Origin of the sequence: Bifidobacterium miconis (assembly GCF_019331735.1) — a bacterium.
Taxonomy (GTDB): Bacteria; Actinomycetota; Actinomycetes; order Actinomycetales; family Bifidobacteriaceae; genus Bifidobacterium; species Bifidobacterium miconis.
This window is the reverse complement of the sequence record NZ_JAHBBH010000002.1, coordinates 124,784-136,685: the sequence shown is the minus strand read 5'-3', so window position 1 is coordinate 136,685 and position 11,902 is coordinate 124,784. Positions and strand designations below refer to the sequence as shown.

General features: G+C 66.7%; 4 protein-coding genes. All 4 read right to left on the bottom strand.

Annotated features, from left to right (window positions below; translation table 11 throughout):
• Positions 1-150: 150 nt before the first annotated feature.
• The gene (locus KIH79_RS13090) at positions 151-2,604 is read right to left on the bottom strand and encodes a transglutaminase domain-containing protein (RefSeq protein WP_219057728.1); all 2,454 of its coding nucleotides are present in this window, start codon (positions 2,602-2,604) and stop codon (positions 151-153) included.
• Positions 2,605-2,837: 233 nt separating this feature from the next.
• Positions 2,838-4,160: a DUF58 domain-containing protein gene (locus tag KIH79_RS13085; protein WP_219057727.1), complete on the bottom strand. Its 1,323-nt coding sequence runs from the start codon at positions 4,158-4,160 to the stop codon at positions 2,838-2,840.
• Positions 4,161-4,230: 70 nt separating this feature from the next.
• The gene (locus KIH79_RS01315; RefSeq protein ID WP_219057726.1) at positions 4,231-5,448 is read right to left on the bottom strand and encodes an AAA family ATPase; all 1,218 of its coding nucleotides are present in this window, start codon (positions 5,446-5,448) and stop codon (positions 4,231-4,233) included.
• Complete coding sequence (locus KIH79_RS01310; protein WP_219057725.1) at positions 5,445-11,861, bottom strand: Ig-like domain-containing protein; 6,417 nt, start codon at positions 11,859-11,861, stop codon at positions 5,445-5,447. The genes KIH79_RS01315 and KIH79_RS01310 overlap by 4 nt, the downstream gene beginning before the upstream one ends.
• Between the last annotated feature and the right edge of the window lie 41 nt (positions 11,862-11,902).

Sequence of the window (11,902 nt, the reverse complement as noted above, 5' to 3'; positions counted from 1 at the left end):
AAGGCTTTGGCGCTCTTCTGACGCTCGGCCGTCGGGTTCGTCAGTCGCTTCCGGCGCCTTTGCCCGGATGAACGGCATGAACGCCCGATGAAATGATGGCCCCGATCCCGACATGGGATCGGGGCCATCATTCGTTTTGAGGACGGTTCGTCACTGGCTTGTCATGGGTTCGCCGTTGCGGGCTCGCCATAGTCTGAGCCATTCCGTCCGGGCCATTTTCGCGAAGGAACGACGGGGACGACGGGACGATGATGCGGAACGACGACGTGCCAGGGACAGTCGCGCACGCATCCGTTGCGGCCACGGCAGCGACATGAGCATCGCCCGACGGGCCGCCAGCACGGCGAGCCAATAGGATTCGGCCCGTTCGTCCGACACCGCGTCTCCGGAATACTCCGCATAATCCGCCTCGTCGCACAGCGAGCGCAGCGACGCCTCGTCGATGCCGAACCGGCAGGCGGCAAGGCGGGCCTGCTCCGTTCTCGTGCTATCCTGCAGGCCGACGCCGCCATGCCGCGCCAAGTCCAGCAACGACGCCCAGCCGGCCACAATGCGCCTGTTCGGCGATCCCCGGCATCGCAGCAGCCGCAGCGCCATCATCTTGAACGCCATGACGGCATAGCACCATGCCAGAGCCAGCCACACCGGACTGCCATACAGCGCCGTGAGCCGGAGCACGCGGACCATGGCAGCGCTCGGCCATACTTGCTCCGACGGTTCGTCCGCATCCTGTCCCGACAGATCCGCCGTGCCCCGGTGCTGTAGTTCATCCCGCAGCAGGTCGGTGAGCGGGGGAGGGGGCTGGCGAACCAAGGTGAGCGGGTCCGGGGGCACCGAATGCGCCGAATCATCCGGAATCCTGGTTTCCGGCGGAGTCGGGTGCAGGGCCACCCAGCCAAGATCCTCGAATCTGATCTCCACCCATGCGGTCACATCCGCACCGGTGAACTGCGTGATCGTGGAGCCATCCTCCTGACGAACCGCGCGACCGTCGCTGATGCCGCCGGTCTCATCCTTTGGCGCCAAGCCGAGCACCACCCGCGACCGCATGCCGAGCGCGCGTGCGGCCAACGCCATCGCGGACGCATACTGTTCGCCGTTGCCGACCATCATCTCGCCGGCAAACATCGTCGACAGCCGGTAATGGCCATGCCCCGCGGCTGACGGATAATCGCCCGCCAACCCGTTGGAGAACCATCCCTCGTCTCGCAATGCCTCCGTCAGCGCGACCGCGACGGCCCCGTCGGCGTCCAGACCGTCGGCGACCGAGACTGCCCACGTGGCCAGCGTATCTGGAATGTCGGCGGCGATGGCCTCCTCCGCGTCGGCGGCGATGGCCCGAGCGAGCCGTTCGGCTGGAATGTCCGGATCGGTGACGCCGGTTTCCGTGTACGACATGCCTTCCGGCAGTGCATGGGATGACCATGCCGAACGCGTGTCGGAGTTGTAGTACACGTTCGTCGGGGGTTGCCCGGTCTGTTCGGCGGGGTCCGCTGCCGACGATGCGTGGCGCACGCTGATGGCGGACGCAGTGCCGGCAAGCGGCAGCCAATGATCGTCCAATCCTGAGCCGACGGTGAACGTGGCCGAGAAACGGACCCGGCCGGTTGCCCCGTCACTGTGTTCGGGCGCGGCCGCTTCGCCGGCGGCGTTACCGGTGCCCGCATCCTGCCCGATCGCATCGGATCGCCCGATATCGGCGGAAACCAGACGATACCGCGATGAAGCGCCATATTCCGAGGAGTCGGACAATCCCCACACGTTGCCGTCAAAAGCGTCCATCACGGCCAAGCGAACCGGAACCCCTGAAGGCAGATCCGTGACGGAAAGCAGCACGTCGTCATGGTGATACTTGAGGAAATCGCGCATGCCGCTGAGCGGGCTGGTGCGGCCATACGCCTCCGGCGGCGGCTCGTAGCGGTCCCTCAGCACCAGCCGCGAGGACGATGCCAGCATGCACCCGCCGGCGGCCAGCAATCCGGCCGCGACCAGCATGGCTATCGCGGCGGCCGTACGCCGCGGCTCCCACAGTTTCCAACGGAGCGAGCCCCATGCCGACAACAGCATGGCCGATGCCAAGCCACTGCCCGTACGATGCACGCCGACTGACGTGCCCAGCAGCGCGCACAGCGCGAACAATGCCGATATCGTCACCAATCCGGCAACCAAGGCCTTGCGCGAGCCCCGAACGCCGGAACGCATGCACATCGCCGTCAGGAACGATCCCCACAGACAGATCGTCCATGCCGCGGACAGACATCCGTATGCCGCGCCTAGGGGAGGATCCACGGCAATGATCAATGTGAACGCGGCAATCGCATCCACCCATCCGGACAACGGCGCTTCGGCCCATGCCATGTGCATGGGCAGATACGACTGCCGTGCCGATGCTCCCGGCATCAGCGAAAGCAGCGGGCCTGACGCGCACTGCGCCGACACGATCAGCGCGATCCTGAACCAGACGCCCCGGACCGTTGCGGTCTCCAGTCCGGCGGCCAGCAAGCCGATAGCGGTCGCGGGCAGAGCGGCGAACGCCCATAGCGTCAGGGAACCATACACGTCGATCAGATTCGAAGCCGCCAACAGCATGACGATGCCGGTCACGATGAGCGCGTCCCATGCCGGTGCGCCGTCGCGTCCGTTCCGGGTAACGGGGACGGCTTGACACGGTCGATGCGGTTGCAGCTCGTGCAGCGGCTGCGGCTCGTGCGATGCGGGCCGATGCGCTGGCCTGGACCGGGATCCGGCTTGGCGCGGCAAAGACGCCGAAGCCGGATAAGCCGTTCGACGGGATCGGAATGCGCGGCGAATGCCGTTCGACAACATGGCGGAGATGATCATGACCAACCCTCCATGATCGAGGGCAACGCGTCGAGCGTGCCGATGCGTGCCGTGACCGGGCCCTGCGTGGTGATCGGTGCGGGGCGCTCGCCGTCGCTCCGCCCATGGGCGTCGTCGCCATGCGGTTGCGCCGTCCGCAGCACGATGTGGGGAGTGTTCGTCGAGACGGCAGGAAAGGCATTGCCGTTTCGGGCCGTGTGCCGCGACCCGATGACCGAGCATCGCAGAACGTGGTTGTTTCGCGCGTCCGTGGCCGCATGGCCGTTGCCCGACGGTGCGGCATGGGATGGTTCGACGGTGCGCCGCGGGACGATCGCGCTGCAGAAATCAAGGAATTCCATGGCGTTCCTTGGACGGATGCGCTCGCCGCCGACACAGGCCGACAACGGTCGGCATGCGAGCAGGCACTGGGCTCCGATGGAGGCGAACACGCTGACGGCCAGTTCGAACTCGTCATGGTCCGCATAGTCGGACTCCACGGCGTCAAGATCCAATCCCACGTCGATCCGATGGGACGCCTCGTACTGGCGAACCATCAGCCGGCCTGTTCTTGCGGTGCTCAGCCAATGCACGCCGCGCAGATCGTCTCCCGGACGGTATTCACGCAGCCCATGAAAGTTCAGATCGTCGTCGACGACGCGCATGCTCGGCGCCCCGTCCAGATCATGCGTGATGCCGAAATCGGGCATGGAAAAGCCGACAATGCGCGGATGCACCGTCACGGCGCGTGGCTCGGCCACACGCCGTTCGCGCCGCATCAGTCCCAACGGATCGCCGGTATGGACGACCACCGGACCGACGTTCATCACGCCGCGAGACCGTGCGTCGATTGCCATACGCACGTGATCCTCCCCGCCGACGTCGACCCGGGGCAGGACGATGCGGCGAAGCTCCGCCCCGACGGGCACGAGCGCCCGGCAGCCCGGCACGGTCGCGGCACCGGTGTTGGTGACGGTTACGTTCACGTCGACCGCATCGCCCACGGACACCCGGCAAGCGGACACGTCGAGCGATACCGTTCCGCAAGCAACGTCCCGCGAAGCGACGACGGCCAAGGCCAGCAGAGACGACAGCATGACCCCGGCGGCGAGTGCCTCCTGCCATCCGGTGAACGGAACCGCCAGCAGGCACACGATCCCGAACGCCGCGGTGCATTGTCCAAGCGGCGACATCGCGCGCAATGCCGCCGCGAACCTCGTCATTGCGTTCGATACATGGCGATGCATGGCAAACCTCCTGATCCTCGGGATTCCGACAAGGGCGTCGGCGCGACGCGTGACGGCATGACGCGCGATCGACGTGCGGAACGAGTGCGTCACCGCTCGTTATCGCGCCGTACGGGACAGCCGATCACGATCTTCAGCAGTGGCGGACAACGATCGACGACGATTACAGGCCGGCCGTCAGCCCGGACGTCGGCACCGGCACGCCGCCGAGCGCCGTTTCGACGACATGGCGGTCGGACACTCCTTCGAACACGGCTTTGGACGACAGCACGAGACGATGGGCCAACACCGGAACCGACAGCTCCCGAATGTCGTCGGGAAGCGCATAGGCCCGCCCCTGAGCCGCGGCCCGGACGCGCGCGCACCGGGCCAGCGCGATCGCGCCGCGCATCGACGGGCCGGCCGCAACATGCTCGCACCGGCGGATCTCCTCGACCAGACGCATGACGTATTCGAGCAGATGGTCCTCCACATGCACCCGTCGGACGGCGGCGCGCATGTCGGCCACGTCCGCGGCCGTCCACACGGGACGGACTTCGGCGGCGCGATCCTCGACATCAAGGCAACGAAGGATGTCGAGACCGGCTCGGCGTTCCGGATGCCCGATCGACGTCCGTATCAGGAACCGGTCCATTTGCGCTTCCGGCAATCCATAGGTGCCCAGCTGATCAACCGGATTCTGCGTAGCTATGACCAGAAACGGGCTCGGCACGGCATGAGAGACCCCGTCAACGGTGACCTGCCGCTCCTCCATGACTTCCAGCAATGCCGACTGCGTTTTCGGAGAGGCGCGGTTGATCTCGTCCGCAAGCACCACCGAAGCGAAGACCGGCCCCTCCCGGAACAGGAAACGATCCTGCTTGGCGTCGTACACCATGGCTCCGGTGATGTCGGACGGCAGCAGATCCGGCGTGAACTGAACGCGTTTGAACGGGACCCGTATCGAATTCGCCAAGCCCCTTGCCAACTGGGTTTTCCCGGTGCCCGGCTCATCCTCGATCAGCACGTGGCCGCCGGCCAGCAGCGCGGTGACGCACAGCCGTATCGGTTCGGACTTGCCCACGACCACGCCGGAGACATTGTCGACGAGCAGGCGGAACGATTCCGCGAACCGAGCCATGCCGCCGTGCGCGTGGGCGGCACCGGAACCGTGTTCCACGTTCCGGTTCGACTCCTTGACGGATCGCTCCCGCACCCGGGGCGATATCGTGGCCTGCCGCCGGACCGACGGTTGGCCGATGATCGTGTCGTCGGACGGGAACTCAGCCATTCCCGGAGACGCATTCGCGGACCGAACCGTCTCCCGCGCGGGTTGCGGTCGGGACAGCCGTGTCTGGTCGGACAGGCACGTCATGTCGTCGAAGGGAAGTTGGTCGTTCATCGCCGCTCCTTGCTGTCTTCTGGTTGCCGTTCGTCGACCGCACCGGGCCGGTGCCGTGCCGTGAGCGTTTCGTGGCGTCTCGCGATCACGGAGACCGGCGGCATCCGGGCCTGCGGGCGATCATGGGTGAGACGGATCATGACGGACTCGCTGAACGTCGGCGTCCGGAACGGAGATGCTTGCGAAGCGTTGGGGAAGGACGTATTCGCCGCATCGCCGGCATGCCGGTCGGATTCGGAACCGGAACCTTCTCCCTCGATCCCAGTTTCGGGCTCCGTCTCCGTTGCCCCGGAACCGTCCGAACCTTCCGTCCCGCCTTCGCTTCCTTCGCCGCTTCCCTCCTCGCCGCTGCCGTCCTTGTCCTCGGTGCCGTCCTCGCCGTCCTTATCCTCGCCGTCTTCGCCTTCACCCTTGCCTTCGCTCTCGCCCTCATCCTTGCCGTCAGGATCCTCACGGTCCGAACCGGCCGCTCTGAAGCCTTGGACAACACCGCCGCGCACCGCATGGTCGATGTCCGTTTCGCCGACGTTCGACACCACGCGGACGGACCACGTGGTGTCGCCGGCCGCACTCATATGGCACTGCGACACGTCCAGCTTCTGGCTTCCCCCGTTCCACGACATCGCGCAGGATGGTCCGCCCGGCGGCATGATGTCGATGTACGCGGACACGTTCCGCCCCCATGCCTCGACGCTTCCGCCATTGACGTCGATGACGTGCGCGGCGTCGGGACTCCACGACACATTGTCCGGCAACTCGATGGTCGCTTTCACCCGTCGCACATACGGTTGGCCCCCGCTGGTCGCGGCAGGTCCCGAAACGCCGTTGAGTATCTGACGGACCTGAAAGCCCGCAAACGTCTGCCACGGCAACAGTTCGAAAGTCGCGGATGCGTCGCGCACGATCCGTTCGGCGAATCCCGATGCGGACACGGAGAAGGAGTCATACGCGCCGGTCGCGGCCCACGACGCCGTGCACCGCGATTCCTCGCAGGCGAACGACAGCGAGGACGGCGCCTCGACGTCATACCCGACGACCACGTCCCCGCTGGCCGCGGACACCGCGACGGCGCCGGTTTTGGCGGGATTCAGCGTTGCCCGGACACGCATCGGCCTGCCGAACATCGACCGGTCCGCGGTGAACGACACCATCGGCGAGCCGCAATCCAGCGTCGCCTGCACGTCGCCATCCACCGTGATGCCCGAACATCCCGCGTTGCGCAGCTCGCCGGCCAGCACCGTGACCCGCATGCCACCCTTGCGATCCACGGATTCGAGGGACACGGCGATCGGCCCGGGATCTCCCCATGGTTGCGCCGTGCCGGCGGATACTCCCGGACGGCCCTCGCCCGCGCGATTACGGCCGACGACCGTGGCCCGGAACGATGATCCATTGGCGATCGCCTCGTCGGGCACGACGAATGAGGCCTCCAGTCCGGTCACGGTCTGCGTGGACTCGTAACCGCCCTGAACATTGGCCAAGGACACCGAATAGCGATCGGGGACGCCGCCCTTGTCGGGCGCCCGCCAATGAACGTCGACGCGATGATATCCGCCGGTCACGGTGATGGCGGTCGGCTCCGACGGAATCCCATCAGGTGTGGCACGTACCACGGATGACGGTGCGGACCAGCCGACCGCATTCCGCGCGCGGATGGAAAATGCGTAGTCCCTGCCATTGGTCAAACCCGTGATGCGGCATACGGTGGCCAATCCACAGGATTGCCTCCCTCCATCCCACGACACCTGGTATTCGGCGATCGGGCTGCCGTTTGCCGCCCCGGGCGTCCACGACAGGCTCACCGCCCCGTCTTCCGGATCGCCGGACACGGGAGACGGCATCGGAGCGGAGGGCACATCGGCCACCGACACGGTGACCGTGCCATTCACCCTGCGATTCGGATCATGCGTGGCATCCTCGACCGTGACATGCACGACGAATGAGGCGCCAGCAGCCTCCGGCATTCTGACCGACACCGAGCCGTCGCGACCGCAATCCGCGACCGTAAGCAAGGAACCGTGTTCCGTCTCGCACGAGACGATTTCCAACGGAACGTCGGGAAACGGGTTGTACGCGTCGGCCAGCGCGTCAACCTGAATGAGCGAGCCGGACCGGGCATCCGCCGCGATGTCCCTGAGGCGGGCCAGGGGACGCGTCGAAGCGATCACCCGCACCATCATCGCGGCATCCACCGTGCCGGACGCATGGCCGATGGACACGGGTATCTCCACGGCGGTCCCCGGTGTCGCGTCGACGGCGGCCTCGATGGACATGACGCCGGCATCGGTGACCGTCGCCGACACCGCCGACCGGGATATGCCGCCGGAATACGCATATGACGGTCCGGATCGGTCCGCCGCATGACCGGGCGGAGCCGCGGTCAACGCGCGCAGGTCGACGGTCTGGCGTTCCCCGGCCTCCAATTCGATGGTTGCCGGCACGAATGTCGGTGCGGACTCCTGATTGCCGATGACCGTGATCGGCAGCGTGAGCACCGCCGAATTGACGATCCTCGTATCGTCCCCGGGCTCGGCGTCCGCGGCGACGAACGTGATCGAGGCCGGTCCCGCATAATCCGTCGCGGCGGCGAACCGCAGCGTCGTATCGTCGACGACCGGGTTTCCTCCGTCCGATTTGGTGGCGCTCGCCGATTCGGGCGAACTCACGCGCGCCGTTTTGCCTGCGCCCACGCGCACATGATCGGCGATGTCGATGATCAGCGTATCGCCCGCATGCACCGACAGCCGCGGGGCTTTCGGGCGCAGCGTCGGAGGGAACACGCCATAGGCCGGGACGTGGATGAATGCGGTCGCCGTGACGTTGTGCGTCGTGTTCGTCACCGTATAGGCAACGGCATGCGCCTCGTCGGTCAGATCGATGCTGACCGTGAACGGGTCGTCGTCCAGCATGCGCGCGTGGTCGGTCTCCGGTCGGGCGACGTCGACCTTCAGCTCTCCGATCGAACCCGACGGGTTGGCGATCCACGGCGAGACGTCCACCTCCACGGTTTTGCGGTCGATCGTCGCCGCGGACGGCACACGGTAGTCGTAGGCGACTGGCGGCTCGATGACGGCCTTCTCGTCGACGATCACGGCCAGCGTCGCCGTGTCGCGCAGCCCGGCTGGATCCCGAACGGTGTACGTCACGTACCCCGTGCCGGAATCCTGCGGCGCGGTGAGTTCGATCATCGCACCGTTGACGTGGACGTCGTCGACGTTGCGTACGTCGGGATTCCCGTCGATCGCCAGCTGCGAGCCATGCGTGGCGATGTCGTTGGCCGTGACCGGCACCGACGCGGACGTGCCGGGACGCAATCGGATCTCGTCGTCCCGGGCCATCACGCCGGCTTGCGCGTTCCCGAGGAAGATTCCCACGCGGACGGTCGCCTGCGCGCGTTGCCCCGTCCAATCCTCCACTGCGTAGGAGAACGTGTCGGTGCCCACCGAATCCGGATACGCCTCGTACGCCAGATAATCCGCGCCGACTTCGGTGATGCGTCCCAGCGAGGGCGTGGCGTTGCCCAAACCGAGCAGCACGACGTCGTCGCCGTCCGCATCGATGCCGGACAGGGGAATCGTGATTCGCGTGGCATGACCGGCCGCCACATGCGCGTCGACATGCTGAGGCGTCGGTGCTGGTTTGCGGTCCGCGTCGGCCTCGTGCACGGTTACCGTGATCGTTCCCGAAGCCGCATTGCCCTCATCGTCACGGACCGTATACGTCAGCGAATATACGCCGGGCCGCGAATCCGCCTGATAACGGACGCTTCCGTTGGAAACGAACGCCAGCCCGCGGAACGTGTCCGGATCGTAGCGCAGATCATCGAGCAGTTCGATGTCGACTCCGTCCGCGTGCAGGACACGCCCGAGCACATCGACCGACGCGATGCCGCCGGTCCGCACCTGCACGTCAAGATCCGGGGCCGTCGGCGCGACCCCCGATGCGGCGGACGCCGGCGGGTGCAGCACGATCGTTCCCGTCGACGATCCCGCGGCGTTCGCCACCGTGTAGGAGACGGTCACCGGCTTCGTCGGCATGCGGCGTGCGGTCAGATACACGCGATGATGATCCACCAGCCCAGCCGCAATGCCCGACGCCGCATCGGCCCGGACCGACGTGACGCTCAACACGCCGCCCATGGGATCAACGTCGTTGGACAGCGGCTCCACGATGGCCGTGGCGTCCGAGCCAAGCAGCGCCACGTCGTTCGCGGCCACGGGCATCGCCTCGTCTCCCGAGACGTGCGCCACGTCGACGCGCACCAAGCCGGTCGTCGGCACATCCGTCTGCATGACGACATAGGGCACATGGTAAACACCCTCCTGCATGGCTTCGAAGGACAGCGACAGGTCCGGGCCCAACGTCACCTGAGCGCCGGACGGAGCCTCGGCGGACGCCAGCGTCACGGGCTGCGCCGAGGTGGCGTGAACGCTCGGCCCGAGATCGACGGTGATGCTGCGCCCCGGCTCCGTCTGCACGCTGACCGCGTCCACGGTGGCGGGCAGCGTGCCTGCAGGATGGACGGAGAAGTACACCATGCCGTATCCGATGTCCTGCCCGTCGGACACCATCACCTCCACGCCGATCCGTCCCGATTCCATCGTGCCCGGATCGAACGTCAGCTGTCCATCGGCGCGTGCGGACACGGACACCCGATTGCCGGACGCGTGGGGAGCGGCCGCGGCCAACGACAGCGGATCGCCGTCCGGGTCGCGGAACCCGGAAAGCGCGTTCGCCGTGTAGACGGCGCCCTGCTCGACGTCGTATTCGCAGGGCGCGTCGAACTGGATGGGGGAGCGGTTACCGTCCGCTCCGGTCAGTTCCAGACGCACCGTCGCCGTGGAAGCGTGGCCGCGACCGTCGTCGACCGTATACGGGAAAGCGACGGTTCCGGGCTTGGCCCGACTTGCATCCAGCTGCAGATATCGACCGCCGTGAATCGGACGGACCGCCATCTGCGCGTCGGCGGGAACCTCCGCCGAGACGATGCGCAGCACCGAACAGTCGGTCTGTTCATCGTTGCGCAGCACGTCAAGGATCTGCATGCCGCCTGCCCTGACCCCGATCTCGTCGTCCACGGCGCGCATCGGAGCCGAGTCGGGTGCGCACGTGGCGGCGAACTCGCGTTGGCCGTTCACGGAGGAGTCGTTGCCCTCGCTGGCTTCGACGTCATCGGCCTGCACTGCGCTCCATTGCACGCCGACCGTCTGCGTCGAACGGTCAGGATGCCATACCATGCCGTCGGACACGTCATTGAGCAGTACGTACCGATGATTGACCCGAAACACCAAATCGGAAGTCGCGCTCACCGTCTCCAACGTGGAGAACGGTTCTTGTCCCACGGATTCAATGCCGTCATGGCCGCAGACGCGAAGATAGTTGTCCTCGGCGCGGCTCCACGCCGCGTGGATGCAGCCGGCCGCGGACACCGGTCGCGCCGGCTCCGCAGGCTGCGCGTCGGACCATGAGGCGGCCAGAGGATCCGCGGCGTTCGGATCGACCAGATGCAGGCCGTAGCGGTCCGCGACCGCCACCGTGCAGACCGATTCCTCGTCGGCGCCGGGCGACTGCAGCAACAGCCGGTCGGCACCGGTGTCGACCCTGCCCGACGGCCAATGGACGATGCCGTTCCGGCTGACGATCGGCACGCCGCATACTACCGTGAAATCGTCTGCGGCCAGAGGATCGCCATCGTTCACCATGGCAATGCGTTCCGAGGAGGCGCCGGGCTTCGCGACGCGCAGCACGGAACCGTCAGCCGGACGGTATCCGTAGAACATGCCGTCGCTGGTAACCGCGGCCTTGCCGCCCTCTCCCAATTCCAGATGCGGGTGCGTGGGGTCGACCGACCCAAGATCATCCGCGGCGACGAGCCAGACGGATCCCGAAGCGTCATCGACCAGCGCGGCGGTGCCTCCGCCGAGCAGCAGCGTCGTGTCGGCGTCGATGACGGCGGATCCGTCCTCGGACAATGACGAAGCCAGTAGCCGAGTGGCCGTCGCTCCGTCCGAGAGCATCATGTCGTCGCCGTGCTGCACGACGTCGAAGCGGGCGGCGGACGCTGCGACCGCGGCGGTCGTCTCGCCTATGCGCACGTTGAAACGGGCCGCTTTGCGATCCTTGAGCGAGGTCACCCATACCGTGCCGTCATCCAGCGTCACGTGTCGGCTGGTCGCCGAGGACACCCATAACGCGCCGAACGCAATGGCCGATATGCATATGCCCGCGAACCAGAAGTTCGCGACGCGCCGTCGTTCGCGCTTGCGGTGCTGGTGACGGTGATGCGATCCGGCGTGCGGACGGCATGACGACGGCATGGACTGCCGGCGACGCGCCGCGGGCTCGACCGCGGAAACCGACGCATGCCGGTCGGACGTTTCCCGACGCGGCGTCATGGAACGGAAAGGGGACATGGCAGTGCTCCCGTCTTCAGGCCGTGAGGCTGGGGAATCAT

Excerpts from the sequence above, each read along its gene's own strand:
- KIH79_RS01310 (WP_219057725.1), bottom strand. The coding sequence starts at position 11,861 with ATGTCCCCTTTCCGTTCCATGACGCCGCGTCGGGAAACGTCCGACCGG.
- KIH79_RS01315 (WP_219057726.1), bottom strand. The coding sequence starts at position 5,448 with ATGAACGACCAACTTCCCTTCGACGACATGACGTGCCTGTCCGACCAG.